The following is a 26,068-nucleotide window of genomic DNA, read 5'->3' on the forward strand; positions in this document are numbered from 1 at the left end:
AGATGGATTTGGTCAACTTTAATCAGCTTTCACCTCAAGCTGCGCAGGCGGCGATTGCGCACTGCGTGGCGATTCCCGCCTGGCAGCAGGCGCTGGTGGCGGCGCGACCTTTTGCCGACGTTGCGGCTTTACAGGCCGAAGCCGATCGTTTGGCGCAGCGGTGGCAAGCCGCTGATCTTGAGCAGGCGCTGAGTGCCCATCCACGTATTGGCGACAACGTGGCGGGCGCGGACAAAGAGGCCACGCTGTCGCGCAGTGAGCAGTCGGCGATGCAGCAGGCGGACGGCGCGCTGCAATTGTCGATGCTGGCGGGCAATCAAACCTATGAGCAGCGCTTTGGCCGGGTGTTTCTGATTCGTGCCAAAGGGCGCAGCGGCGAAGAGATGCTGGCGGAATTGCAGCGTCGGCTTAACAATGATGCAGCGAGTGAACAGCGTGAAGCGCTGGCGCAGCTGCGTGAAATTACCCTGTTGCGGCTAAAGGAGAGCATCACATGAGCACCATTACGACGCATATTCTCGATACCGCGCTGGGCAAACCGGCGATTGGCGTGGCGGTTTCGCTCGAGCAAAATAGCCCGGAAGGCTGGCTGCCGCTGGTGGAAGGCAACACCGACAGCGACGGACGCATTAAAGATCTGACGCCCGAACCGCTGGCGCCAGGTCATTACCGTTTGACGGCGGAAATTGGCGACTACTTTGCTGCCGAAGGGCGCGATGCGCTCTACGTGAGTGCGCAGATTGATTTCGTGATTGGCGCCACAGGCAGCCATTATCATCTGCCGTTTCTCATCTCGCCGTGGTCGTGGTCGACTTATCGCGGCAGCTGATAATGTGCGCCACTTCACGCGCTGCGCTTGAAAGCCAGTAACTATCAAAACCTTCGGTTCATCCAAATATATTCCTGACGAAAGTGCGGCTAATCTTAGTCGCATAGTAGAAAGCAATATGAAGCCAATGGAGCCGATAAACATGAGCACGCACGACAATAACGATAATGCAGCAGCCGCAGGCAAGTGCCCCTTTCATCACGGGGCGTCTGAAGAGAAGAGTGTTCTGGCGCGCGGCGCCGGTGGCGGGACATCCAACCGCGACTGGTGGCCTAATATGTTACGCGTCGATCTGTTAAACCAGCACTCCAACCGTTCCAACCCGCTTAGTGACACCTTCAACTACCGCGACGAATTCAGCAAACTGGATTACTCCGCGTTAAAAGCCGATATCCGCGCACTTCTCACCGATTCGCAATCCTGGTGGCCAGCCGACTGGGGCAGCTATATTGGGCTGTTCATTCGCATGGCGTGGCACAGCGCGGGTACTTATCGCACCATTGATGGTCGTGGCGGTTCAGGTCGCGGTCAGCAACGTTTTGCGCCGCTGAACTCATGGCCGGATAACGTCAGCCTCGATAAAGCGCGTCGCCTGTTGTGGCCGGTAAAACAGAAATATGGTCAAAAAATTTCCTGGGCCGATCTCTACATCCTGGCGGGTAACGTCTCGCTGGAAAACGCCGGCTTCCGCACCTTCGGCTTTGGTGCAGGTCGCGAAGACGTGTGGGAACCGGATATGGATGTGGATTGGGGCCACGAAACCGAATGGCTGGCGCATCGCCATCCAGAAGCGCTGGCCAATGCACCGCTGGGCGCTACCGAAATGGGCCTGATCTACGTCAACCCGGAAGGCCCGGAAGCCAGCGGCGATCCAAAATCAGCGGCGCCGGCGATTCGTGCCACCTTCGGCAACATGGGCATGAACGATGAAGAGATCGTGGCGCTGATTGCTGGCGGTCATACTTTGGGTAAAACCCACGGCGCGGCAGAAGCCAGCCATGTTGGCGTTGATCCTGAAGAGTCACCGATTGAAGCGCAGGGCCTTGGTTGGACCAGCAGCTATGGCAGCGGCGTGGGTAAAGATGCCATCACTTCAGGTCTGGAAGTTGTGTGGACGCAAACTCCCACGCAGTGGAGCAACTACTTCTTCGAGAACCTGTTCAAATACGAATGGGTACAGACACGCAGCCCAGCAGGCGCCATCCAGTTCGAAGCGGTTGATGCCGAAGCGATTATCCCGGATCCGTTTGATCCAGAGAAAAAACGTAAACCAACTATGCTGGTGACCGATCTGACGCTGCGTTTCGATGAAGAGTTCGGCAAGATTTCGCGCCGCTTCCTCAACGATCCGCAGGCATTTAACGAAGCCTTTGCCCGCGCCTGGTTCAAACTGACGCACCGCGATATGGGACCAAAAGCGCGTTACATCGGTCCGGAAGTGCCGAAGGAAGATCTGCTGTGGCAGGATCCGTTACCGCAGGCGATTCATCAGCCAACGCCGGCTGATATCAGCGAGATTAAAGCGCGCATTGCGGCTTCAGGTCTGAGCGTCAGCCAGCTGGTTTCAGTGGCCTGGGCTTCAGCCTCCACCTTCCGTGGCGGTGACAAACGTGGCGGTGCCAACGGTGCGCGTCTGGCGTTAGCGCCGCAGAAAGATTGGGCGGTGAATGCCAGCGTAATCAATGATGTGCTGCCAATCCTGCAAAAGATTCAGCAGGAATCAGGCAAAGCATCGTTGGCCGATGTCATTGTACTGGCAGGTAGCGTAGGTATCGAACTGGCCGCTTCAGCCGCTGGCGTGGCAACGCAAGTGCCGTTCACGCCGGGCCGTGTGGATGCGCGTCAGGATCAAACCGACGTTGAGTCGTTCAACTTCCTGCAGCCGCTGGCCGATGGTTTCCGTAACTATCGCCGCAGCGCCAAAGGTTCTTCAACCGAAACGCTGCTGCTGGATAAAGCCCAACAGCTGACGCTGAGCGCGCCAGAATTGACGGTGTTGCTCGGTGGCCTGCGCGTATTGGGTACTAACTTCGACGGCGGCCAGCACGGCGTATTTACCGATCGCGTTGGTGTATTGAGTAATGACTTCTTCGTCAATCTGCTCGACATGCGTACCGCGTGGAAAGCCACCGATGAAAGCGAAGAGCTGTTTGAAGGTCGCGATCGTCTGAGCGGCGAAGTTAAGTTCACTGCGACACGTGCCGACTTAGTGTTTGGATCGAACGCTATTCTGCGCGCGCTGGCCGAGGTTTACGCCAGCAGCGATGCGAAGCAGAAGTTCGTGACCGACTTCGTTGCCGCATGGACCAAAGTGATGAATCTGGATCGCTTCGAGCTGTAATTTACAAATTTAAAAAAAACCCGGCTAGCCGGGGTTTTTTTATTACTTCAGCGTATACCCATCCGCATCGCGCCAAGCCGGGAAGCGTTCGCGGTAGGCTTGCAGCTCCTCCAGCGAAAGCTCCGCATCAAGACGCGCACGCGCAAAGGGCTCTCCACTCGCCAGAATCTCACCCAGCGGCGAAATAATCCGGCTGTCACCACTGTATTGATGCTGATTGCCATCGCTGCCGACGCGGTTACAACCGGCGACATAAGCCTGGTTTTCAATTGCACGGGCTAACAGCAGCGATTGCCAGTGCAGCGCACGCGGTGCCGGCCAGTTGGCGACATACAGCGCCAAATCGTAATCGTTGTGGTTACGCGAAAAAACCGGGAAGCGCAGGTCGTAGCAAATTTGCGGCAGAATCCGCCAGCCGCGCCACTCAAATACTTCACGTGTTTCACCCGCCACATAGTGCTGATGTTCATTGGCCATGCGGAACAAGTGACGTTTGTCGTACTGATGCAGCGTGCCGTCTGGCTCGACCAGCAAGAAGCGGTTCACCGCGCCTTTTTCCGTCTGGATTGCCGCGCTGCCGCCGACTAACGCATTGCTGGTTTGCGCGTGCGCGTGCAGCCACGCCACGACGTCATCCTGCGGCAGCGAACATTCGGCAGCTTCCATAGCAAAACCGGTAGTGAACATTTCCGGCAGCAGAATGATGTCGCGGCCTGCAATGCCTTTCAGCACACCGTCGAAATGACGCAGGTTAGCCGCGCCATCCATCCAGCTCAGGGTTTCCTGCAGAACGGTAATTTTCAAAGCTGACATAAGCGCTCCGCAGCGGCGTCGAGCGTCGCTTCCTGTTTGGCAAAGCACAGGCGAATCAGCTTGTGCGGGAAAGGTTCGGCGCAGAACACCGACAGCGGAATCGCCGCCACGCCGACTTCCTTGGTCAGCAGCTGGCAGAAGCTCACGTCATCCAGATCGGAAATGGCGCTGTAATCGACCAGCAGGAAGTAAGTGCCTTCACACGGCAGCAGCTTGAAACGGCTGGCGGAGAGCGCCTGGATAAAGCGATCGCGGCGCGCGCGGTAGAACTCCGGCAGTTCGCGATAGTGCTCAGGCGCCTGACGCAGCATGTCGGCAATCGCCAGTTGTGCCGGCGTATTCACCGAGAAGGTCAGATATTGATGTACCTTGCGGATTTCAGCGCTGATCGCCGCCGGGGCAATGCAGTAACCCACTTTCCAGCCGGTCATGTGGAAGGTTTTACCAAAGGATGACACCGCGATGGATCGCTGACGCAGTTCAGCATGCGCTAACACGCTGGCGTGGCCCTCTTCGGTGAAACAGATGTGCTCATACACTTCGTCGCTCAGCACATAGATTTCCTGCTCAGCAATCGCCTGCCACAGCTCGGCATAATCGCTTTTGCGCCACACGGTGGCGGACGGATTATGCGGCGTGTTCAGGATCACTAAGCGGGTTTTGCTGCTCAGCAGGCCGCGAAATTCGCGCCAGTCAACGCGGAAACCCGGCGGCTGCAGGGCGATGCGTTTCAACACGCCGCCCGCCAGTTGCACCGCAGGCGCGTAGCTGTCGTAGCTTGGGTCAAAGCAGATCACTTCATCACCTTGACGCACCAGCGCGGTGATCGCTGCGTACAACGCTTCTGTCGCGCCCGTCGTCACGGTGATATCGCTGTTGACGTCAGGCGTGTGGCCGTAAAGCGCGGCGGTTTTCTCAACAATCGCCTCACGCAGTGGCAGTACGCCGATCATCGGTGCATATTGGTTGGCGCCCTGACTCACGTGATGCGCCAGGCGCTCCTGCAAATAGCGCGGACCGTCAAAATCGGGGAAGCCTTGCGACAGGTTGATGGCGTTGTGCTGCTGAGCTAACGCACTCATTTGCGTAAAGATGGTAGTGCCGAGCGCCGGTAATTTGCTCTCGGGGATCAGGTTGTGCTGCGTCATTGTTTTATGGCCTTAAGCGCGAATGTCGTTGCGGAGAAACCCTGTGTTGCTGCCACTATAAACAGGATGTTAACATTTGGCAATCGAGACGCTTAGACGTCTAAACTAACCTGCGGAGTCGGTATAACGCTATGACGGATTTTCTTCCACTGGAACATTTAGTGGCCGCCTGCCACTGGATTGGTGGCAAAGGCTGGGCACCTGCGACCGGCGGTAATATGTCGGTGCGGCAGGATGCGGAGTATTGTCTGCTGAGTGCGTCCGGCAAAGATAAAGGCAGCCTGACGCGCGATGATTTTATCCAGGTTGAGATCGCTACCAACGCCGTGCCATCGGGCCGCACGCCTTCGGCGGAAACCGGCCTGCATACCTTGATTTATCGCCTGTTTCCGCAGGCGGGTGCGGTGCTGCATACGCACACGGTCAACTCGACGGTGCTGTCGCGGGTGGAGAAGGGCGATGCGCTGCTGCTCAGTGGTTATGAGATGCAGAAAACGCTGGCCGGACAGCAGACGCATCTGAACACCATCGCCATTCCCTTGTTCGATAACGATCAGGACATGACGGCGCTGGCGCAGCGCATTGAAGCTTTTGCCGCCGTTACGCCGCTGCAATATGGTTTTCTGCTGCGCGGCCACGGTTTGACCTGCTGGGGCAAGGACGTGAACGAAGCGCGTCGCCATCTGGAAGGTCTGGAATTTCTGTTTGAATGTGAACTGCAACGTCGCCTGCTGGAGGCCAAATGATCCGCGCCATTGTTACCGATATTGAAGGCACCACCAGCGATATCCAGTTTGTGCATCAGGTATTGTTCCCTTATGCGCGTCAGCATTTAGCGGCGTACGTGCGGGAAAATTATACCGATGAAAACGTCGCCGCCGCACTCAACGCGGTGCGTGCAGAATCCGCTGCGCCTCAGGCCACGCTGGAGGAGCTGATTACCACACTCACGAATTATATCGATGAGGATCGCAAGTCGCCGGGCCTCAAAGCCCTGCAGGGCATGATTTGGCGCGCCGGCTACGTTGAAGGCCAGTTCACCGGCCACCTTTATCCCGACGTGCTGCCGGCTTTTGCGCGCTGGCAGCAGCAGGGGATTGGCCTGTATGTTTATTCCTCGGGATCGGTCGCCGCGCAAAAACTGTTATTTGGCTACAGCGATGAAGGTGATTTAACCTCGCTGTTCAGCGGCTATTTTGATACCGGCGTCGGCGCGAAACGTGAAGCGCAATCGTATCGCAATATCGCCGAAAAAATCGGCCTTGCGCCTGCGTCATTGCTGTTCCTGTCGGATATTCATCAGGAGCTGGATGCGGCAGCGGATGCGGGCTGGCATACCGTGCAGTTAATTCGTGGCGCGGCGGATAACGCCAGTCGTCATCACCAGGTCAACGATTTTTCCCAGATTAAACCGGAGTCGATTTAACATGAGTGCATTGACCATTTTTACCGATACCGAAGCCCAGCAACCGGTGTGGCACAGCACCGATGCCGAGGCGATTCGCGAGCGTCTTAACGCGAAAAACGTGCGCTTTGAACGCTGGGAAGCCGATCGCGATTTGGGTGCGGATCCTGATGCAGAGACGGTGATCAACGCCTATCAACATGCGATTGATCGTCTGGTGGCCGAGAAGGGTTATCAGAGCTGGGATGTGCTGAGCATGCGTGCGGATAATCCGCAGAAAGAGGTGCTGCGCACCAAATTCCTTAACGAACATACGCATAGCGAAGATGAAGTACGCTTCTTTGTTGAAGGTTCAGGGCTGTTCTGTCTGCATCTGGAGGGCGAGGTGTATCAGATTTTGTGTGAGAAGAATGATCTGATCTCAGTGCCCGCTGGCACGGCGCACTGGTTTGATATGGGTTCTGAGCCGCACTTTACCGCGATCCGCATTTTCGATAATCAGGAAGGCTGGGTCGCGAATTTCACCGGCAATAAGATTGCTGATGCGTATCCGCGTTTGGCGTGATTTTTTGCCCTCACCCCGGCCCTCTCCCGCAAGCGGGCGAGGGAGAAAACCAAGCGTGCAGATTTGCTCGATCGGTTCCCTCTCCCAGTTGTGGGAGAGGGTTAGGGTGAGGGGAAAATCGCGCCTATTTACGGCAAAAATATCCCTTCCTCTACCTGCGCAGGCGTCACCACACCGGTATCCAGCACCCAACCGCTAATCAACGCCGCTGGCGTCACATCAAAGGCCGGGTTATAGACTGCTGCACTTTCCGGTGCCCACTGCACGCTACCAAAACTGCCTGCAACGCCGGTCACTTCGCTGGCGGCGCGCTGCTCGATAGGGATGGCGTCGCCGTTTGGACATTGACGATCCAGCGTGGTGTGCGGTGCGGCGACGTAGAACGGAATACCGTGATAGTGCGCCAGCACGGCCAGGCTATAGGTGCCAATCTTGTTCGCGACATCACCATTCGCTGCGATACGATCCGCGCCGACCCAAATAGCATCGACCACGCCGCGCGCCATTAGACTGGCGGCCATCGAGTCGGTAATCAGCTGATAAGGAATGTTTAACTCACCCAGCTCCCACGCGGTTAAACGGCCACCTTGCAGCAGCGGCCGCGTCTCATCCACCCAGACATTTTTCACCAAACCTTGCTGGTGGGCATAAGCGATAACGCCGAGCGCCGTGCCGACGCCCGCAGTCGCTAGCCCGCCGGTATTGCAGTGCGTCAGCAGCTGGCTGCCCGGTTTTACCAGCGTGCTGCCGGCGCGGGCGATGTTGTCACACAGATGCTTATCTTCGGCCACCAGACGCAGCGCTTCGCGGCTCAGCGCCGTGACGAAATCACTCTCGGCCAACGCATTTTTCATGCGATCAAGGTTATTCATCAGGTTCACCGCCGTTGGGCGCGCCGCGCGCAGCACCTCAAGCGCCGTCGCTAATTCCGTGCGCGCTGCGCCTTGCTCAGCCAGCAGCGCCAGCAGCAAACTGGCTGAGAGGCCAATCAGCGGCGCACCGCGCACGCGCAAGGCATGAATGTGTTCGACCAACTGCGTGACGCTGTGCGCGGGCAGCCAGTTTTGTTGTTGTGGCAGCGCCTGCTGGTCAAGAATCCACAATTGATTATCGCGGACCTCAAGGCTGGTGGTACGAAGTGTTTGCATGGTGTGAAATCCCTGTTGCGTTAATGCTGGCTATTGTGCCAACATGCGTAACGGATGTATAGACGTCTGAACGGCTTATTACTATCGATAATCGAGGAACAGGCAATGTCGCAATACCGTACGTTCAATGCTGCCGATGCTGTGGAATATGCTCAACAATTTGGCGGCGTGGACGATCCGTCAGCGCTGGTGAGCGCCGAGGAGATCGGGGATGGCAATCTCAACCTGGTGTTTAAAATTTTCGATAATCAAGGCCGCAGCCGCGTGGTGGTAAAACAGGCGCTGCCCTATGTGCGTTGTGTCGGCGAATCCTGGCCGCTCACGCTGGATCGTGCGCGTCTTGAAGCGCAGACGTTGATTGAGCACTACAAACATTGCCCGCAGCACACCGTTAACGTCACTCATTACGATGCCGAATTGGCGGTGATGGTGATGGAGGATCTTTCCAGTCATCGTATCTGGCGGAGCGAATTGGTGAAGGGCGCGTATTATCCGCAGGCCGGTCGTCAGGTTGGCGAATATCTGGCGCAGACGCTGTTCCATACCTCCGATTTCTTCCTGCATCCGCATAAGAAAAAAGCCGAAGTAGCGCGTTTCATTAATCCGGAAATGTGCGAAATCACCGAAGAATTATTCTTCAACGATCCGTTTATTGACCATGAGCGCAACAAATATCCTGCGGCGCTGGAATCGCTGGTGGTCAGCCTGCGCAGCGACGATGCGCTAAAAATCGCCGTGGCCGGTCTCAAACACCGTTTCTTCGCCGATGCGGAAGCCTTGCTGCATGGCGATGTACACAGCGGTTCCATCTTTGTCGCCGATGGCAGCCTGAAAGTGATTGATGCGGAGTTTGGTTACTTTGGGCCGATAGGTTTTGATGTCGGCAGCGCGATAGGCAACTTGCTGATCAACTACTGCTGCCTGCCGGGCTTGCTGGCACCGCGTGAGGCAGCAGAAGGGCGTGAACGTCGTCTGAGTGACGTGCAGGATATTTGTAATCAGTTTGCCAGCCGCTTCCTGGAATTGGCGAAAGAGAAAACCCGCGATGTGGCGCTGGCCTATCCCGGTTACGCCGAATCTTTCCTGCGCAAAGTGTGGCGCGATACCTTGGGTTATTGCGGTACCGAGTTGATCCGCCGCACGGTGGGAATGTCTCACGTTGCGGATTTCAAACAGATTGAAGATGAAACCATGCGCACCGAGTGTATTCGCAGCTGTATCACGTTGGGACGCACGCTGATTCTGGCTGCCGATCATGTTGCTGATGTGGATGCGCTGATTGCGCGGATTCGTCAGGCGGGTTAATGCTGGTGTCGGGAAATCAAGCAGGGGCTGCAGAATAACCGGCTGACGCTGCGCAGCAAAAAACCAGATAGTCAAACTGCGGGGCGACGGGAGAGGTCATTCCCGAGAGTGGAGAAAGAGAGGCCCTGGAAGTACCCGACAGCCAAAAGAAAAAATGCCAGTCAGGCTTAACTGACTGGCATTAGCCCCGTTTCCGGGGCTTTTTTTATTTCACGTTTGAGCTGGATTTTTTAGCTTCATAACGATGCGTTCAACACCCGGCTCATTCGGTAACAGCTGAAGGGACGATTCAATGACAGTAATTTTCCCTGCGTTGATTTCATCCAGGCGGCCACGCACAATCTTATCGGTGTGAACGTTTAAGTCGATGCTAAAAACATCAGCGCTTGCGATCATTTTGTCACGTTCAGACTGTGGCAAGGCATAAAATTCTTCGAAGTTCTTTGGAAAAGCTTTATTTGCTGAGTGAAAGTTAATTACTAACGGATTACGCAGAAGGACGTTCGTTCCATGCGTCCGTGTACTGGATATTACCATCCACGATACGCCAGGTGATTTTTTCATACTGCAGACTGACGCTTTCCGTGTGGTTCAGCTTGTCATTGCCCGACAGTTTTGTGTTGGCCACGCCGCAGTTAACGCCGGTGACTTTCACGTTTTCCATCAGCACGGTGTAATAGCACACCTCTTGGCCCGCATCGCTGATGCTGTAGAAACGAATTTCGGCGCTTTTCAGCGTCTGGCCGGTGGCCGCTGCTTTATAGAGATAAGGCGTTGAGCTATCCACCTCTTTCTCGATCATCATTGATGAATGCTGGCGCGTGCCGGTTATTTTGCCGTTAGCGGTGTCTACCGGCAGGTTAATACCGTGGCTCAGGCCGATAATTTCAATGCTGCCTTCACGTTCGTGAACATCGACAGAACCTCTAATATCCGCGCCACCATCGTCTTTAAGCCACATATACGGAGGAATTGGCATTTATTTGCTCCTTATTTTTTTGATTAACTTCATTGTTAAAATGTAAATAACAACCGTGATGGGAATCACTGTGCATACGGACATGTAGAAATAGATGTCGTAAAAACGATCCGCTCCAATCTCTTCATTCCCGTAGATCATTTGGCCGATTTTCAAGGCTAATTGTTCGTTAAACCATAACTCTGGCGGGCCCAGAGTACGGGCGACAACGAGCATCAGCGCGAGAAAAAAAGCGACTTTGGCCGCTTTACGGGCAAGTGTTTGAATAACCACCGGCAACCACCTCAATGTATCCGCGCGCCATTAAATTTTTCATGCAAGGAACCGGGATCGACGCTGTTCTCAGAAGGGCATTACGAATTAGCGCATAGTCTGAATTAAGGTGGAGAGTTATACATCCTTCAGATACGCGGCCGGGATGGAGGCGAAATAATCCGCGTTTGACGTCATTAATCCACGTTTCATCATCAATGCTCAGATCGTCACGATATAAAGCAAACCATTCGTCGCGATCAAATTCAGCACCGTTAAAAACGCGGTTATATAAATCCTGTGACTTTGCCTTAGCCCATGACAGCAGGCCACCCCTCCCACGCTCAACAATCCAGTATTTACCCGGTGGGATAGGCCCAAAGTTTGGGACGGCCATACATGCAGGAATATTTCTGTAGGCACCTTTCCCGGAAAACGCCATGAAGACGCCCACGCCATACAGATTCAACGGCACGAAATCTGCGCCGTTCAAAATCATCTTACCGATAATTGGCATCGTTAATCCCTAACCTTTAATCCATGTAGTCACTGATGTTTACGTTACATCCCTCAGATTGTCCGGACCAGAAATAATTAGAGTTGGTAATCAATAAAGCTTTTACGATCACGCTTTGCTATTGGCGTTGTTAAAACAACAACGAGAGATAGAGAATCTCAACGAACAACCCCCCCTTTCGCGCAAGACGTGCGACACAAACAGGATATTCGTTATGTCGCAGACGCTGACCGATCAGGATTTTAAGAACGCCGCCACCAAACTCAGCTGCAGTGAAGCCGCCGTGCGCGCCGTCGCCGAAGTAATGAGCTCCGGTATCGGGAAATCAAGCAGGGGCTGCAGAATAACCGGCTGACGCTGCGAAGCAAAAAACCAGATAGTCAAACTGCGGGGCGACGGGAGAGGTCATTCCCGAGAGTGAAGAAAGAGAGGCCCTGGAAGTACCCGACAGCCAAAAGAAAAAATGCCAGTCAGGCTTAACTGACTGGCATTACTCCATGCGGAGGCTTTTGTGTTTTAAGCGGCTTCACTGGCCCGCGGGTTGGATTTCGTCTGCGGCTTTGGCACCGCCAGCGCTTCCGGCGCGAAATCATCGACGTTAATCGCTTTCAGGCGGCTGGCTTCCGCACGGATCAAGACCTGCGCTTCGCTCTCATCAATCCAGCCCGCTTTCAGGCCCTCTTGTGCTAGCGCATCCAGTCGGGTAAATGACAGATGCTTTTTCTGCTGCTTGCATAAACGATCGTGAATCACTTCGGCGGCCATCACATCCTGCAGCGCCTGCTCCAGCTGACCTGCAGGATTATGTGCGCTTGGTGCCAGATATTGGCCGCGGCCCAAACGGGTACGGGTCGCAGAAGGCAGCTGCAGCAGTTTCGCCAGCTTGTGGTCCAGTTTATCTGACGGTGCCGGGCAGTGATGACCGCCGGCGAAAATCACCAGTCGCAGCGCACCGGCCACCATGCGGTTCGGGAAGTTACGCAGCAAATCATCCATCGCCACTTCGGCCTGATGCAGCGCATCCTGCACGCCCCAATGTACCAGCGGCAAATCGGCTTCGTTACGGCCTTCATCGTCATAGCGCTTCAGGGTGGCGGAGGCCAGATACATCTGGCTCAGCACATCGCCGAGACGCGCCGAGATACGTTCACGACGTTTCAGGCTGCCGCCCAGCACCGCCATCGATACATCTGACAGCAGCGCGAGGTTGGCGCTCAAACGGTTAAGGTGTTGATAGTAGCGGCGCGTGGCGTCGCGGGTTGGTGTGGCGCTAGTGCGGCCGCCGGTTAAGCCTAGCCACAGGCTGCGTACTTTATTACTGCCTACGTGGCCAATATGGCTGAACAGCGCGCGGTCAAAGGTCACCAAATCGTTTTTCGCTGCGGCGTTCATCTCTTCCAGCACCCATGGATGGCAGCGGATCGCGCCCTGGCCGAAGATGATCATGCTGCGCGTCAGGATGTTAGCGCCTTCCACGGTGATGGCGATCGGTGCGCCCTGATAAGCCCGCGCCAGGAAGTTGTTTTCGCCCAGCATAATGCCTTTACCGCCAGCGATATCCATCGCGTCGATAATCGCGCGCTGACCGCGATGGGTGCAGTGATACTTCACAATCGCCGATAGCACCGCCGGTTTTTCACCGAGCATAATGCCGCTGGTGATTAGCGTTGCGGCGGCGTCCATCACGTAGGCATTACCGGCAATGCGCGCCAGCGGCTCTTCGATCCCTTCCATCTTGCCGATAGAGACTTTGAACTGACGGCGGATGTGCGCATAGGCACCGGTCGCCAGCGCAATACTTTTCAGGCTGCCGGTAGAGTTTGAAGGCAGCGTGATGCCGCGACCGACTGAAAGACACTCCACCAGCATGCGCCAGCCCTGGCCGGCCATGGATGGGCCGCCGATGATGTAGTCGATGGGTACGAAAATGTCTTTACCGCGCGTCGGACCGTTCTGGAACGGCACGTTGAGCGGGAAGTGACGTTGGCCGATCTCTACGCCAGGCGTGTGCGTTGGGATCAGTGCGCAAGTGATGCCAAGCTCTGTAGTCTCGCCCAGCAGATGATCCGGATCGGAGAGTTTGAACGCCAGGCCTAACACGGTGGCAATCGGTGCCAGCGTGATATAGCGCTTGTTCCAGGTAAGACGCATGCCCAGCACTTGCTGACCTTGCCACTCGCCCATGCACACCACGCCGGTATCGGGAATCGCGCCGGCATCCGAACCCGCTTCCGGGCTGGTCAGGGCAAAGCACGGGATCTCATCACCGCGCGCCAGACGCGGCAGGTAATGATCTTTCTGCTCATCAGTGCCGTAATGTTGCAGCAGTTCGCCGGGGCCGAGTGAGTTCGGTACGCCAACGGTGATCGCCAGAATGCCGGAGACGCCCGCCAGTTTCTGCAGCACGCGCGCCTGCGCATAGGCGGAGAATTCCAGGCCGCCATACTCTTTCTTAATGATCATGGCGAAGAAGCGATGCTGTTTCAGATACGCCCACAACTCCGGCGGCAGATCGGCCATTTCATGGGTGATTTCGAAGTCGTTCGCCATGCGGCACGCTTCTTCGACCGGACCATCGATAAAGGCCTGCTCCTCTTCGGTCAGGCGCGGCTGCGGATAGTTGTGCAGCTTCTGCCAGTCCGGTTTGCCGCGGAACAGGTCGCCTTCCCACCATGTGGTGCCAGCATCGATCGCCTCTTTTTCGGTGCGCGACATCGGCGGCATCACTTTCTGGAAGCTGTGCAGCGCCGGTTTCGAGAACAGGCTGCGACGCATGACCGGCAGGTTAAATGGCAGCAGAATAATCGCCAGCGGCAGCAGCATCCATAGCGTCCATAAGTCAGCGGCCGCCAGTGCGCCGGTCCACAGCAGCAGAATTATGCTGCTCAGCTGAAGCGAAATTTGGTGGTAGAACAACACGCTAAGCAGGATTAGCGTCGCAACGATTGAGGCAACCAACATAATGAACCACTCCATAAGTAGTAAGAGGTCTGACCTGTTATGGGTGTAGGTTTAGAATATGGGGCAAAATTTATCAATCTGTTTACATCGCAATTACAACACATCTCACAAATTCGTTGCACGATGCGCAACAACTGCCAAACTTCCTCGAGACGTCGCGCTTTTCCTTATGGCAGGCGCTTTGCGGCTTAGCCCCATTCCGTTAAACTTGCCGGGTCAATCTTTCCTCTAAAGGACATCTCTATGTATCAGGACATTATTCGCTCAGAACTCAATGAAGCAGCCGATACGCTCAACACGTTCCTGAGTGACGAAGCCAACATTCACGCCATTCAGCGCGCCGCAGTTCTGCTGGCCGATAGCTTTAAAGCGGGCGGCAAGGTGCTCTCCTGCGGTAACGGCGGCTCGCACTGCGATGCGATGCATTTTGCTGAAGAGCTGACTGGACGCTACCGTGAAAACCGTCCTGGCTACCCGGCGATTGCCATTTCTGATGTCAGCCATCTGTCGTGCGTTAGTAACGATTTTGGTTATGACTATGTGTTCTCGCGCTATATCGAAGCGGTAGGCCGTGCAGGCGATGTGCTGCTGGGTCTTTCTACGTCCGGTAACTCTGCCAACATCATCAAAGCCGTGGAAGCTGCGCGCGCGAAAGGCATGAAAGTGATTACTCTGACCGGCAAAGATGGCGGCAAGATGGCAGGTTCCGCGGATATCGAAATTCGTGTGCCGCACTTTGGCTATGCCGACCGCATTCAGGAGATCCACATCAAAGTGATCCATATTCTGATGCTGTTGATTGAAAAAGAGATGGTTAAGTCATGATGCGTTCCTCTCGCCGCGCGCGAGAGGATCTAACTTAAGGCGGTTGCTATGTGCGAATTGCTCGGGATGAGCGCCAATGTCCCCACGGACATCTGTTTCAGTTTTACCGGTCTGGTGCAGCGTGGCGGTGGAACCGGGCCGCACAAAGATGGTTGGGGCATCACGTTCTACGAAGGAAAAGGGTGCCGCACCTTCAAAGATCCGCAGCCGAGCTTTAACTCGCCGATAGCCCGTTTGGTGCAGGAATACCCGATCAAATCGCATTCGGTGGTGGCGCATATCCGCCAGGCGAATCGCGGTGAAGTGTCGCTGGAAAATACCCATCCGTTCACGCGTGAGCTGTGGGGCCGCAACTGGACCTACGCACACAATGGTCAGCTCAAAGGTTATCGTCAGCTGGATACCGGGCCATTTCGTCCGATTGGTGAAACCGACAGCGAGAAAGCATTTTGCTGGATGCTGCACAAACTAACCGAGCGCTATCCACGCACGCCGGGCAACTGGCCAGCGGTGTTCCGCTACATTGCCGAGCTGGCAGCAGAAATGCGTGAGAAGGGCGTGTTCAACATGCTGTTATCGGATGGGCGCTATCTGATGGCGTTCTGTTCGACTAATCTCTACTGGATTACGCGCCGGGCGCCGTTTGGCAAAGCGACGTTGCTTGATCAGGATGTGGAAATTGATTTTCAGCAGCAGACCACGCCGCAAGATGTGGTGACGGTGATTGCTACGCAACCGCTGACGGGCAATGAAACCTGGCACCGGATAGTGCCAGGCGAGTGGGCACTATTTTGCCTGGGTGAGCGCCAGGAATGATTTCGAGGCAGCATCCGGTGTAGCGATCACCGGCGTGCTGTTCACCGCATATTGGCCGGTGGCCGTCACGTTCACGGTAGGCGGCACACGGTACTTAGCGAAGTACGCATAGCCCGGCTGCAGTTCACGCCAGAAGTTAATGTACGTCGAGTATTTATGACGCTGCATATTGCTGTCTGTCATGCGGAACGGATAGATATTGACCTGAATCTCCTGCTGACCATTACGCAGCGCGGCGTTGGTGTAGGCGAAGATCTCATCCATCGATGCATCCGTCATTGCGTAGCAGCCCACTGACACGCAATCTCCGTGAATCATTAAATAGTTACCGTTATAGCCTTTAGCGCGATCGTACTGATTGGGAAAACCGGTATTAATAGCGCGATAAAAACGGCTATCCGGTTTTAACTGGTTCAGCTTAACGTTATAAAAGCCTTCCGGACTTTTGAAATCGCCCTGACGACGTTTAGGTCCTAAACCGCCAGAGAAATTACAGATGCGATAGCTGTCCAGCAGACGATATTCATTCCCGATTTTGCCGTACAGTTCCAGCGTACGTTCTTCCTTGAAAATCTGAATAAAAACGGGGGTGCCAATTAGTTGTTTCTTTAACTCTTTGCTCACCGGAGCCAGCGGTTGCGTAGGCTCGGGGTTCATTGCCCAGCTAAGGAGCGGCATAAGAATCATCGCAAGCGTTAATGCGATTCTGCCCATTCTGTAGATACCTTGATGTGGAGAGAGACGATGACGCTGTGCGTCCGGGTATTGCATTATCGGAAATATCCGCTATCGCAGCGCAACATTAACATTGTCTGGCTTTTAATCAAGCCAGTGTCCGAGAAAATGGCGCGTTCCTAAAAGGAATACGACCACTAATTTGTAAACTTTAATCTCGCTCTCAACAAATATTGCCGATATTTTTCGCTGCTGTATACTTATCCAGTACCTGGGAGGGCGTATGCGCAAAATTATTCATGTCGATATGGACTGCTTTTATGCAGCGGTTGAGATGCGCGACGATCCCTCTTTACGTGATATTCCTATCGCCATTGGCGGCAGCCGCGTGCAACGTGGCGTGATCAGCACCGCGAACTATCCGGCACGTAAATATGGCGTGCGCAGCGCGATGCCGACCGGCATGGCGCTGAAACTCTGCCCGCATCTGCGGCTGCTGCCTGGCCGCTTTGATGCCTATAAAGAAGCCTCCCGCCAGATCCGCGACATCTTCTCACGTTACACCTCGCTGATTGAACCGTTGTCGCTGGATGAAGCCTATCTGGATGTGACCGACAGCCTGCACTGCCATGGCTCGGCGACATTAATGGCGCAGGCTATTCGCACCGATATCCTGCGTGAAACCGGGTTGACCGCTTCCGCCGGCATCGCGCCGATCAAGTTTCTCGCCAAGATCGCTTCCGATCTCAACAAACCCAACGGGCAATATGTGATTACGCCGGACGCGATGTCCGATTTTCTACTGACGCTGCCGCTCAGTAAAATTCCTGGCGTGGGTAAAGTGGCGACTAAAAAGCTGGAAGAGATGGGCTTGCGCACCTGCGCGGATGTGCAGCGCGCCGATTTGGCGCTGCTGCTTAAACGCTTTGGCAAGTTTGGCCGCATCTTGTGGGAACGCAGCAACGGCGTGGATGAGCGCAATGTGGTGGTTGAGCGCGAACGCAAATCGCTCGGCGTTGAACGTACCCTGATGGAAGATATTCACAGCTGGGAGCAGTGTCTGGAGATTATTGATTTTCTCTATGCGGAGTTGGATCGCCGCTTAACCGCCATCAAGCCGGATAAGCAGATCGCCCGACAAGGCGTGAAACTGAAGTTCAATGATTTCCAGCAAACCACGCAGGAGCACGTTTGGCCGGTGCTAAATAAAGACGACATGATCGCGGTGGCGCGTCAGGCGTGGGATGAACGCAGAGCAGGGCGCGGCGTACGGCTGGTGGGATTGCATGTCACGATGGTGGATCCGCAGTTGGAGCGGCAGTTGGTGTTGGGGTTGTGAGATTGTGCGCGCTGCCCCTCATCCCGGCCTTCTCCCGCCAGCGGGAGAAGGAGTAAAACAAACCGCGCTAATCGGTTCTTTCTCCCACTTGTGGGAGAGGGTTAGGGTGAGGGAAAACTACTTCTTACCGTACTTCGCTTCCAGCGTTGCAAACCACGGCGCGATGAAATCGTTATTTTCGCCCCAGCCTGGAATGATCTTATTCAGCGACGCCACGTTGACCGCGCCTTGCTGGCTATTCAACTGCTGCTGAGAAATCGATGACGCTTTAAACTCGTAAGTCGCCGGTGTGGTTTCGCCTGCAATCTTGTTCGCCACCAAACGCATATTCACCGCGCCAATGGTTTTTGGATCCACCGCTACGGTTTGTACCCAAGGACTGTTCTTTTCATGCATCAACTGCAGATCCTGATTGGACACGTCGATGCTATACAGTTTGATCTCGGTACGACCATTCTCCTGCAGGGCTTTATACGCGCCCTGGCTGAAGGCATCCCACGAACCCCAGATCGCATCGATCTTGCCTTTCGGGTATTTCGCCAGAATCGCGCCAATCTTGTTGGCGGTATCGCCCTGTACGTCGGAAGAAACCGCGCCAATCGACTCCAGCTGATGAATGCCCGGATTCTCTTTCAGCAACTTCTCATACACCACCTGACGACGATCCATCGCCGGGAAACCGGCCACCCACAGCTTGACGATATTCGCCTTGCCGTTGAAGTCTTTAATTAAGCTGCCGAGTGATTCCTGCGCCAGCGAAGCATCATTCTGCGCCGTCACGGTGACGCCCTCTACCGGCGTATTAACCGGCGTATCAAACACCGACAGCTTGATGCCCGCTGCGGCAATACGCTGCACCAGCGCCGTGGAGTAGGGATCTTTACCGTGCGACAGGATAATGCCGTCATATTTCTGGCTAATCGCCTGGTTAACGAAATCCTGGAAGCGCGCATCGTCGCCATTGCTGAGGAAAGTGCTGACCTTAAAGCCCAGCTGGCGGCCTTGCTGAATCGCACCGGCGACAAACTGCGTGGTGTTATCGTCCGAACCCAGGTTGCGGATGATGGCGATGCGTACCGGGCCTTCATGGTTAGCGATAACCGCAGGCACTGCGGCATCGGCGAAGGCGGCGCTGGCGTTGAGCAGGCTAACCGCCAGCAGCGAAAGGGTAATTTTTTTCATTATGATCTCTTTCTGATTAAACGCGCCTTAACGGCGCTGGATGTAAGTCATCGCCAGCGCCAGCGCCAGTACCAGACCTTTAATAATGTCCATCGCGTAATAGGGCACCGACAACATCACCAGCCCGTTCTGCAACACACCAAGAATGATGGCGCCCACCAAGGTACCCAGCGCATTCGGTTTGCCCGAACCGGCCAGTGAGAAGCCGATCCACGCTGCGGCAACGGCATCCATCAGATAACCGCCGCCGGCATTCACCTGCGAAGAGCCGATGCGTGATGCCAGCAAAATGCCGCCCAATCCAGCCAGCAGCGAGGCAAGCACATACGCCAGCACGCGATAGCGCGTGGTACGAATACCGGAGAGACGCGCCGCTTCAGGATTGCCGCCCAGCGCATACATACGACGGCCATGCTTGGTCAGCGACAGCGCCAGCTGTGCCACAATGGTGACCACCAGCATAATAATCACGATAGTCGGCACCTGGCCGAGCAGACCAAAGGCGGCAGGAATGGTGCCTTCGGCCATGTCGCCGCTCGGCAGCACCATGTTCTCGGTAATGGAACCGCCAAAGCTGTAGGTCATCGCCACGCCCTGAATCACAAACAGCGTGGCGAGGGTGGCGAGCATGTCGGGAATACGTAGCACCACAATCAGGAAGCTGTTGAACAAGCCAACCAGCGTACACAGCAGCAGCGTAATAATGATGGCTTCGGTGGTGCCAAAGCCGTGCCAGACGAATAGCGAAATCACCAGCGCATTGGCCAGCGAAGCGGTGGATCCCACCGACAGGTCAAAGCCGCCAATGGTCAGCGAAATCGACACGCCAATCGCAATCACCGTGACGATGGCAATCGAGCGCAGGATGTTAATGATGTTGGTCGGTTCGAGGAAGCTGTCCGAAGCGAGACCAAATGCGGCAATCAAAATCACCACGGTCAGCAACATGCCCCACTTATAGAGGAAATCAAAAAGCTGATGGCGCAGAGAAGGCTGCGAGTTTAGGGATAGTTCTTTGCTGCTCACGCAGGTGTTCCTCCGGTGGAATAAAGCAAAAGTGCCTCTTCTGTGGCGGTGTTGCCTTCCATCTCTGCCACAATGCGCCCATCCCAGAGCACACAAATGCGGTCGCACAGACCGACCAATTCAGAAAACTCGCCCGAGGCATAAATGATGCCTTTGCCCTCACGCGCTAAGCCATCGATCAACGTGAACAGATCGGTTTTGGCTTTGATATCGACGCCTTTGGTCGGCTCATCAAAAATCAGCACATCGGCGTTGTTGCGCAGCCACTTGCCAATCGCCACTTTCTGCTGGTTGCCGCCCGACAAACGACGCAGGATTTGCCCCGGTCCGGTGGTGCGCACATTCAGGCGCTGAATCACCGCTTCCGCCCAACGCCACGCCTGGCGATGACCAAACAGGCTCCAGCGCGAGAAGCTGTTATCGGCGCTGATGCTCAGATTCATGCTCACCGGTTCATCGATGAAAATGCCCTCTTTGCGGCGCTCTTCCGGCACCAGCGCCATGCGGTTTTCTACTGAATCATGTGGTGAACGCGGTCGCCACGGTTTGCCGTGCAGTTCGCCCTTTGTCACGCGGCTTTTGCTGGCACCAAACAGCGCTTTACACAGCTCGGTTTTACCGGCACCCGCCAGACCAGCAATGCCCAGAATCTCCCCTTTGTGCAGACGCAGCGAAATATCCTGCAGTAGCCGATCGTCGTGTAAGCCTTCCACCGACAGCAGCAGCGGCAGAGTCGCACGGGCGCGACGCGGCGGAAAAACATCATCGAGCCGATGTCCGAGCATTTTTTCCACGATCTGCTCGCCACTCAGCGCCGCCATCGGGCTGCTTTCAATCAGACGACCATCGCGCAGCACCGTTAAGCGGTCGCAAATTGCTTTCAGTTCGTGAATGCGGTGCGAGATAAACACCACGCCAATGCCGCTGGACTGCAAGCGGCGCACCACGGTAAACAGGCGCTCGCTCTCATGCTGATCGAGCGGGGCGGTGGGTTCATCCAGGATCAGAAAGCGGCAGTGATGGGACAGGGCGCGCGCCAGCAGGATTTGCTGCTTCTCTGCCAGCGAGCAGCGCTCCACCAAACGGTTGACGTCGATGTTCACTTCCAGCTGCGCCAGTAACGTACGCGCCTGGCGGCGAATCTCGCGCCAGCTGTAGACGTGACCCGGTTCGGCTAAACGATCGAGCAGAATGTTTTCGGCCACGCTGAGCTGTGGCACCAGCGCCACATCCACTTCCTGTTGGACCAGATGAATGCCGAGCTTTTTGGCATCGCGCGGTGAGCGAATAGTGACCGGCGCATCATCCAGCAGAATCTCACCGCTGTAATGATCGTGTGCGCCAGCCAGCACCGCCATCAGCGTAGATTTTCCGGCGCCGTTAGCGCCCGTCAACGCATGCACCGAGCCGCCTTCAGTCAGAAAATCCACCTGCGCGAGCGCGGCGAAACCGCCAAAGGCAATGGAGATATTACGCATCTCCAGGCGGTTGATCGCACTCATTGAACCGGGCCTTTAATTAGTTGAGTTGGGGGCATTTTTTCCTGAACCATCACTCTCGGCAACGAACGAAAGGGCATAAGCTAGCACGAAATCTTATTAGCCATCCAGACATCTGGACGTTATGGCGGCTAAATCTGGTTTGATGGAAAGATTTGGGTTAACCGAGAGGTGTAATCGTATTTATTCAGCGGGATGTGCTGTTTGTAGATTTGCGCAATAAATTGCGCCGCTACGGTATTTACAGCGTTTTATTTCCACACCTTTCACACGTCACTTTTGTAGCGGCGCAATTTATTGCGCAATAATTCGCAGGCATAAAAAAACCCGACCGAAGTCGGGTTCATCGCGAAAGCGCAATCTTACGCTTTTTCTGGCACCACGCTGAGCAGCGCGGTCAGCAGTTTCCAGTACAGACCCACGCTTTCAATGTGAACCTGCTCATCCGGCGAATGCGGGCCGGTGATGGTTGGGCCAATCGACACCATATCCATGTTTGGATACGGCTTCTTGAACAGACCACACTCCAGACCGGCGTGAATCACCTGAATGTTCGGCGTTTTACCAAACAGCGCTTCATAAGTTTTACGCGTCAGCGCCATCACCGGTGAATCGGCATCAGGCTGCCAGCCCGGATAGCCGCCTTTAGGTGCGCTTTTCGCGCCGGCCAGATCGGCCAGCGAGGTCAGCACTTCAACCACCCAATCTTTACCGGTATCGATCAGTGAACGAATCAGGCAGATGATTTCGGCATTGTCCTGATCCATCGTCACCACGCCGACGTTCAGCGAGGTTTCCACCACGCCTTTCGCCACGTCAGAGTTACGAATCACGCCGTTTGGCGTAGCGTTTAGCAAATTAAGGAAACGATCGCGGCTGTCAGCGTTCAGCGCCTGGCCTTGATGCGCCAGCGCTTCGGTGACCACGGCGATGTTCTTCTCTTTAATGCCCAACTCGTTCAGCAGCGTCGCCTGGAAATGTGCCGCAGCAGATTTCAGTGCATCAACCTTATGGCTGTCGATCGCCAACGTAGCAAAAGCTTCACGCGGGATAGCGTTACGCAGCGTACCGCCGGTGAATTCGATCAGACGAACATCGAGTTCACGCGCGTGCAGTGCCAGGAAGCGCGCCAGCAGTTTGTTGGCGTTGCCGAGACCATGATGAATGTCGGCACCGGAGTGACCACCTTTTAGGCCTTTCAGCGTGAGCTTCAGGGTTTCATAGCCCGCAGGAATCGCTTCACGCGTCAGCGGCAGGGTGGTGATGAAGTCGATACCACCGGCGCAACCCATGTAGATCTCACCTTCCTCTTCCGAGTCGGTGTTGATCAGAATGTCGGCCTGCAGCCAGTTCGGCTGTAAACCAAAGGCACCGTCCATACCGGACTCTTCGGTCATGGTCAGCAGCACTTCCAGCGGACCGTGGATCAGGCTGTTGTCAGCCAGCACCGCCAGCGCAGACGCCATACCAATGCCGTTATCCGCGCCCAGCGTGGTGCCGCGCGCTTTCACCCATTCGCCATCAACATACGGCTGAATCGGATCTTTGGTGAAGTCGTGCACCGTGTCATTGTTCTTCTGCGGCACCATATCGAGGTGCGCCTGCAGCGCCACCGGCGTGCGTTTTTCCATACCGGCGGTAGCGGGTTTACGAATCAGGATGTTGCCAACCTGATCGCGCTCAACCCACAAACCTTGCTCTTTTGCCCAGCCGACAACGTGTTCGGCCAGTGCTTCTTCGTGGTAAGAAGGGTGCGGAATGGAACAGATTTTGGCAAAAATATCCCACAGCGGTTGGGGTGAAAGTTGCGACAATTCAGACACCATGCATCTCCTGTGTCAGCGTGGCGGACATACCGCACGCACGCGGGTTTCCAGTAAAAATCGTCGTCAGAAGATCTGACGTGATGGGCCTGAGAATATCACTGTTTCTCGCCGGGTGCGTAATCAGCCGCGCTAAAAACCTGCAACCAGTAAGACAGATGCTGGTTTTTAAGGCGTCAGATCCTTATAATCTCGCGCAACCTTTTCCCCCTTGCATATTTTTTAAGCCAAGTTTCTTGGCCGGGATTCCTTTATATGAGCGAAAAATACGTCGTAACCTGGGACATGTTGCAAATCCATGCCCGTAAACTGGCCCAGCGCCTGCTTCCTGTGGAACAGTGGAAAGGTATCATCGCGGTGAGCCGTGGTGGTCTGGTTCCGGCATCGCTGCTGGCGCGTGAACTCGGTATTCGCTACGTCGATACTGTGTGCATCTCCAGCTACGATCACGATCATCAGCGCGAAATGAAAGTGCTGAAGCGTGCCGAAGGCGACGGTGAAGGCTTCATCGTGATTGATGACCTGGTGGATACCGGCGGCACCGCGCAGGCGATCCGCGACATGTATCCTAAAGCGCGTTTCTGCACCATCTTCGCTAAGCCAGCTGGCCGTGCGCTGGTGGACGACTATATTGTCGATATCCCGCAGAACACCTGGATCGAGCAGCCCTGGGACATGGGCGTGGTCTACATCCCGCCAATCGTCAAAAGCTAATTGATGCATCGCAAACAACGCCCGGTTATGCCGGGCGTTGTGCTTTCTGCGCCTCGCGCGCGTATGACGGGTGCAGTACACTCTTAGCCATCGCCACGTTGTTGGCAGGAGAATAGCTGAGATGTCTGATAAAAACCTGAGCGAAGAACTGTTCAAACCGCGTTTTAAACACCCGGAAACCTCCTCATTAGTGCATCGCCAGCATCATGCCGCCGTGCAGGTGCATAACGCCCTCGAAGGGGATACGCAGCGCGGCTGGTATCGCATGCTGAACAAGCTGCTGTGGACGTGGCGCGGTCTGTCGCCGCAGGAGATCAGCGAAGTGCTGGCGCGTATCGCGGTGAGCGAGTTCGAACGCACCAATGAAGCCTTGCTCGATACCGTGATTGGCTATCGCGGCGGCAACTGGAACTATGAGTGGTCGAAGCAGGCGGCGATCTGGCAGCAGCGCGCGTTAGAGAGCGAAAACCATGATGATGCAGGTCAGCATTGGCTGCACGCCGCCAATCTGTTCAGCCTCGCGGCTTACCCTTACATCAAAGGCGACGAGCTGGCCGATCAGGCGCAGGTGCTGGCCAATCGCGCCTACGAAGAGGCCACGCAGCGTCTGCCGGGCGAACTAAAATCCCTGACTTTTCCGATGAGCGGCGGCAGTCCGGTGACGGGGTTCCTGCATATGCCCGCGCAAGCCGAAGCGCCGTATCCCACCGTGCTGCTGTGCGGCGGCCTTGATTCGCTGCAGAGCGATCACTATCGCCTGTTCCACGACTATCTCGCGCCGCGCGGCATCGCCATGCTGACGCTGGATATGCCATCGGTAGGCTTCAGCAGCAAATGGATGCTGAATCAGGACACCAGCCAGGTGCATCAGCAGGTGCTGCGTGAACTGAGCAATGTGCCGTGGATCGATCACACCCGCGTGGCGCTGCTGGGCTACCGCTTCGGAGCCAACGTGGCGACACGTCTGGCCTATCTGGAAGTGCCGCGAGTACGCGCGGTAGCGACGCTGGGAGCCATGGTGCACAGCGTGTTTGTGGATGCGCAACAGCAGCAACAGCTGCCGGATATGTACATGGATATGCTGGCGAGCCGTCTCGGTATGTCCTCAACTTCCGACAGCAATCTGCGTACTGAACTCAACCGCTACTCGTTGAAGGTGCAAGGCTTACTCGGCCGCCGCACGCCAACGCCGATGCTGGCGGCTTATTGGCCGGATGATATTTTCGGTCCGGAAACAGACGCGCAGTTGATCGCCAACTCCTCGTCGCAGGGCAAGACGCTGGCGATTCCCGCCAAGCCGGTTTTTGCCAGTTTTGACAAAGCGCTCAATCAAATTTGTGACTGGCTGGAAAAACAGTTGAAAGGCTAACTGGCGAAATCTCTGAACTCTGCTACTACTTATATCCGGGATTTTCCATTTTTATGTTAATGGAAAGCTGGAAGTGCAATTTAAAGGGTTAAGGGAAAAGAGATGACATTACCGAGTGGTCACCCCCGTAGTCGCCTGCTTAAGCGCTTCACCGAATTGGGGCCGTATATCCGTGAAGGCAAATGTGAAGAGACACGCTTCTTCTTCGATTGCCTGGCAGCGTGTGTCAACGTCAAGCCTGCACCTGAGCTGCGTGAGTTTTGGGGCTGGTGGATGACGCTGGAAGCCTATGAAGATCACTTCACATACGAATATCATTTTGGCCTGTTTGATAAAGCGGGTGATTGGGGCGCTGCGACCATCAAAGGCAAAGAGAACAATGCCAAAGTGGAAAGCACGTTGCGTAATTTCCATGAGCGTCTGAAAGCGATGCTGCTGGAACAGAAACTCGATCTGCGCCCGGCGGAAGGCTTTAAAGAAGAGCCAGTGAAACTGAGCGCCTGATAGACTTTTAAGGGTTTAAAAAGGAAAGAGCCG

Annotated in this window: 27 protein-coding genes and 2 pseudogenes; 16 read left to right on the plus strand and 13 right to left on the minus strand. The window is 55.4% G+C overall.

What is annotated here, in order from left to right:
* Positions 1 to 2 precede the first annotated feature (2 nt).
* From uraD to katG, 3 genes are all read left to right on the plus strand, one after another.
* The gene (uraD, locus tag K5Y33_RS00140) at positions 3 to 497 is read left to right on the plus strand and encodes a 2-oxo-4-hydroxy-4-carboxy-5-ureidoimidazoline decarboxylase (protein WP_222233040.1); all 495 of its coding nucleotides are present in this window, start codon (positions 3 to 5) and stop codon (positions 495 to 497) included.
* Positions 494 to 829 (plus strand): hydroxyisourate hydrolase, encoded by a 336-nt coding sequence (uraH, locus tag K5Y33_RS00145; RefSeq protein WP_101762537.1) that lies wholly within the window; start codon positions 494 to 496, stop codon positions 827 to 829. Before uraD ends, uraH begins: the two co-directional genes overlap by 4 nt.
* Before the next feature lie 142 nt (positions 830 to 971).
* Complete coding sequence (gene katG, locus K5Y33_RS00150) at positions 972 to 3,170, plus strand: catalase/peroxidase HPI (protein WP_110867814.1); 2,199 nt, start codon at positions 972 to 974, stop codon at positions 3,168 to 3,170.
* 42 nt (positions 3,171 to 3,212) lie between these two features.
* Here katG and K5Y33_RS00155 read toward each other — a convergent pair whose 3' ends face one another.
* Both K5Y33_RS00155 and K5Y33_RS00160 read right to left on the minus strand, forming a co-directional pair.
* Positions 3,213 to 3,983, minus strand: a complete 771-nt coding sequence (locus K5Y33_RS00155) for an amidohydrolase (RefSeq protein WP_222233041.1) — start codon at positions 3,981 to 3,983, stop codon at positions 3,213 to 3,215.
* Positions 3,971 to 5,131 carry a pyridoxal phosphate-dependent aminotransferase gene (locus K5Y33_RS00160; RefSeq protein ID WP_101762533.1) on the minus strand — a complete coding sequence of 387 codons (1,161 nt, stop codon included), beginning with the start codon at positions 5,129 to 5,131 and terminating at the stop codon, positions 3,971 to 3,973. The genes K5Y33_RS00155 and K5Y33_RS00160 overlap by 13 nt, the downstream gene beginning before the upstream one ends.
* A gap of 131 nt (positions 5,132 to 5,262) precedes the next feature.
* Between K5Y33_RS00160 and K5Y33_RS00165 the strand changes: the two genes are divergently transcribed.
* From K5Y33_RS00165 to K5Y33_RS00175, 3 genes are read left to right on the plus strand one after another with little or no spacing between them, the layout of a single operon-like run.
* Positions 5,263 to 5,877 (plus strand): methylthioribulose 1-phosphate dehydratase, encoded by a 615-nt coding sequence (locus K5Y33_RS00165; protein ID WP_217547479.1) that lies wholly within the window; start codon positions 5,263 to 5,265, stop codon positions 5,875 to 5,877.
* Positions 5,874 to 6,557 (plus strand): acireductone synthase, encoded by a 684-nt coding sequence (gene mtnC, locus K5Y33_RS00170; protein WP_222233042.1) that lies wholly within the window; start codon positions 5,874 to 5,876, stop codon positions 6,555 to 6,557. The genes K5Y33_RS00165 and mtnC overlap by 4 nt, the downstream gene beginning before the upstream one ends.
* A 1-nt stretch (position 6,558) precedes the next feature.
* The gene (locus K5Y33_RS00175; protein WP_222233043.1) at positions 6,559 to 7,101 is read left to right on the plus strand and encodes an acireductone dioxygenase; all 543 of its coding nucleotides are present in this window, start codon (positions 6,559 to 6,561) and stop codon (positions 7,099 to 7,101) included.
* A 128-nt stretch (positions 7,102 to 7,229) separates the two neighbouring features.
* On the opposite strand, the gene mtnA is transcribed toward K5Y33_RS00175, so the two are convergent.
* Positions 7,230 to 8,249, minus strand: coding sequence for an S-methyl-5-thioribose-1-phosphate isomerase (gene mtnA / locus K5Y33_RS00180; protein ID WP_222233044.1), 1,020 nt, complete (start codon positions 8,247 to 8,249; stop codon positions 7,230 to 7,232).
* Between the two features lie 105 nt (positions 8,250 to 8,354).
* Between mtnA and mtnK the strand changes: the two genes are divergently transcribed.
* Positions 8,355 to 9,554 carry an S-methyl-5-thioribose kinase gene (gene mtnK / locus K5Y33_RS00185; protein ID WP_222233045.1) on the plus strand — a complete coding sequence of 400 codons (1,200 nt, stop codon included), beginning with the start codon at positions 8,355 to 8,357 and terminating at the stop codon, positions 9,552 to 9,554.
* An 84-nt stretch (positions 9,555 to 9,638) separates the two neighbouring features.
* Positions 9,639 to 9,725: pseudogene (locus K5Y33_RS23775) on the plus strand (hypothetical protein); the annotation flags it as partial.
* Between the two features lie 39 nt (positions 9,726 to 9,764).
* Here the strand turns inward: K5Y33_RS23775 and K5Y33_RS00190 are convergent.
* The 4 genes from K5Y33_RS00190 to K5Y33_RS00205 all read right to left on the minus strand — a co-directional run bounded on the left by K5Y33_RS00190 (position 9,765) and on the right by K5Y33_RS00205 (position 11,302).
* Positions 9,765 to 9,950 carry a hypothetical protein gene (locus K5Y33_RS00190; protein WP_222233046.1) on the minus strand — a complete coding sequence of 62 codons (186 nt, stop codon included), beginning with the start codon at positions 9,948 to 9,950 and terminating at the stop codon, positions 9,765 to 9,767.
* Between the two features lie 91 nt (positions 9,951 to 10,041).
* The gene (locus K5Y33_RS00195; RefSeq protein WP_222233047.1) at positions 10,042 to 10,533 is read right to left on the minus strand and encodes a type VI secretion system tube protein TssD; all 492 of its coding nucleotides are present in this window, start codon (positions 10,531 to 10,533) and stop codon (positions 10,042 to 10,044) included.
* The gene (locus K5Y33_RS00200; protein ID WP_240632904.1) at positions 10,534 to 10,806 is read right to left on the minus strand and encodes a hypothetical protein; all 273 of its coding nucleotides are present in this window, start codon (positions 10,804 to 10,806) and stop codon (positions 10,534 to 10,536) included.
* Positions 10,781 to 11,302, minus strand: coding sequence for a DUF2778 domain-containing protein (locus K5Y33_RS00205; protein ID WP_222233048.1), 522 nt, complete (start codon positions 11,300 to 11,302; stop codon positions 10,781 to 10,783). Before K5Y33_RS00205 ends, K5Y33_RS00200 begins: the two co-directional genes overlap by 26 nt.
* A gap of 214 nt (positions 11,303 to 11,516) precedes the next feature.
* Here K5Y33_RS00205 and K5Y33_RS00210 point away from each other — a divergent pair, with 214 nt between their 5' ends.
* Together K5Y33_RS00210 and K5Y33_RS23610 are read left to right on the plus strand one after the other, a co-directional pair.
* Positions 11,517 to 11,657 carry a hypothetical protein gene (locus tag K5Y33_RS00210; protein ID WP_158238605.1) on the plus strand — a complete coding sequence of 47 codons (141 nt, stop codon included), beginning with the start codon at positions 11,517 to 11,519 and terminating at the stop codon, positions 11,655 to 11,657.
* Positions 11,609 to 11,782, plus strand: a pseudogene (locus K5Y33_RS23610) (hypothetical protein); the annotation flags it as partial. The gene K5Y33_RS00210 and the pseudogene K5Y33_RS23610, both read left to right, overlap by 49 nt.
* A gap of 36 nt (positions 11,783 to 11,818) precedes the next feature.
* On the opposite strand, the gene fadE reads toward K5Y33_RS23610, so the two are convergent.
* Positions 11,819 to 14,263 carry an acyl-CoA dehydrogenase FadE gene (gene fadE, locus K5Y33_RS00215; RefSeq protein ID WP_222233049.1) on the minus strand — a complete coding sequence of 815 codons (2,445 nt, stop codon included), beginning with the start codon at positions 14,261 to 14,263 and terminating at the stop codon, positions 11,819 to 11,821.
* 243 nt (positions 14,264 to 14,506) lie between these two features.
* On the opposite strand from fadE, the gene lpcA reads away from it, so the two are divergent.
* Together lpcA and K5Y33_RS00225 are read left to right on the plus strand one after the other, a co-directional pair.
* Complete coding sequence (gene lpcA / locus K5Y33_RS00220) at positions 14,507 to 15,088, plus strand: D-sedoheptulose 7-phosphate isomerase (RefSeq protein WP_192415399.1); 582 nt, start codon at positions 14,507 to 14,509, stop codon at positions 15,086 to 15,088.
* A gap of 48 nt (positions 15,089 to 15,136) precedes the next feature.
* Positions 15,137 to 15,904, plus strand: a complete 768-nt coding sequence (locus tag K5Y33_RS00225; RefSeq protein WP_008108933.1) for a class II glutamine amidotransferase — start codon at positions 15,137 to 15,139, stop codon at positions 15,902 to 15,904.
* Here the strand turns inward: K5Y33_RS00225 and dpaA are convergent.
* Positions 15,875 to 16,618: a peptidoglycan meso-diaminopimelic acid protein amidase gene (gene dpaA / locus K5Y33_RS00230; RefSeq protein ID WP_101762523.1), complete on the minus strand. Its 744-nt coding sequence runs from the start codon at positions 16,616 to 16,618 to the stop codon at positions 15,875 to 15,877. The two genes, K5Y33_RS00225 and dpaA, sit on opposite strands and share 30 nt — an antisense overlap.
* A 244-nt stretch (positions 16,619 to 16,862) precedes the next feature.
* Here dpaA and dinB point away from each other — a divergent pair, with 244 nt between their 5' ends.
* Positions 16,863 to 17,918, plus strand: coding sequence for a DNA polymerase IV (dinB, locus tag K5Y33_RS00235; protein ID WP_222233050.1), 1,056 nt, complete (start codon positions 16,863 to 16,865; stop codon positions 17,916 to 17,918).
* 117 nt (positions 17,919 to 18,035) lie between these two features.
* Here dinB and K5Y33_RS00240 read toward each other — a convergent pair whose 3' ends face one another.
* The 4 genes from K5Y33_RS00240 to pepD form a co-directional block, all read right to left on the minus strand.
* The gene (locus K5Y33_RS00240; RefSeq protein WP_210081277.1) at positions 18,036 to 19,100 is read right to left on the minus strand and encodes a sugar ABC transporter substrate-binding protein; all 1,065 of its coding nucleotides are present in this window, start codon (positions 19,098 to 19,100) and stop codon (positions 18,036 to 18,038) included.
* A gap of 27 nt (positions 19,101 to 19,127) precedes the next feature.
* The gene (locus tag K5Y33_RS00245; RefSeq protein WP_101762520.1) at positions 19,128 to 20,126 is read right to left on the minus strand and encodes an ABC transporter permease; all 999 of its coding nucleotides are present in this window, start codon (positions 20,124 to 20,126) and stop codon (positions 19,128 to 19,130) included.
* Positions 20,123 to 21,628 carry a sugar ABC transporter ATP-binding protein gene (locus K5Y33_RS00250; RefSeq protein WP_217547461.1) on the minus strand — a complete coding sequence of 502 codons (1,506 nt, stop codon included), beginning with the start codon at positions 21,626 to 21,628 and terminating at the stop codon, positions 20,123 to 20,125. Before K5Y33_RS00250 ends, K5Y33_RS00245 begins: the two co-directional genes overlap by 4 nt.
* A 359-nt stretch (positions 21,629 to 21,987) precedes the next feature.
* The gene (gene pepD / locus K5Y33_RS00255) at positions 21,988 to 23,448 is read right to left on the minus strand and encodes a beta-Ala-His dipeptidase (protein ID WP_192415435.1); all 1,461 of its coding nucleotides are present in this window, start codon (positions 23,446 to 23,448) and stop codon (positions 21,988 to 21,990) included.
* A 255-nt stretch (positions 23,449 to 23,703) separates the two neighbouring features.
* On the opposite strand from pepD, the gene gpt reads away from it, so the two are divergent.
* The 3 genes from gpt to crl all read left to right on the plus strand — a co-directional run bounded on the left by gpt (position 23,704) and on the right by crl (position 26,035).
* Positions 23,704 to 24,162 carry a xanthine phosphoribosyltransferase gene (gene gpt / locus K5Y33_RS00260; protein ID WP_007887137.1) on the plus strand — a complete coding sequence of 153 codons (459 nt, stop codon included), beginning with the start codon at positions 23,704 to 23,706 and terminating at the stop codon, positions 24,160 to 24,162.
* A 121-nt stretch (positions 24,163 to 24,283) separates the two neighbouring features.
* Positions 24,284 to 25,531 carry an esterase FrsA gene (gene frsA, locus K5Y33_RS00265; RefSeq protein ID WP_110867802.1) on the plus strand — a complete coding sequence of 416 codons (1,248 nt, stop codon included), beginning with the start codon at positions 24,284 to 24,286 and terminating at the stop codon, positions 25,529 to 25,531.
* A 102-nt stretch (positions 25,532 to 25,633) separates the two neighbouring features.
* On the plus strand, positions 25,634 to 26,035 hold the full coding sequence (gene crl / locus K5Y33_RS00270) for a sigma factor-binding protein Crl (protein ID WP_008108946.1): 402 nt from the start codon (positions 25,634 to 25,636) through the stop codon (positions 26,033 to 26,035).
* The last annotated feature ends 33 nt before the right edge of the window (positions 26,036 to 26,068 follow it).

The organism is Pantoea sp. DY-17, assembly GCF_019795975.1.
Classification (GTDB): Bacteria; Pseudomonadota; Gammaproteobacteria; order Enterobacterales; family Enterobacteriaceae; genus Pantoea; species Pantoea leporis.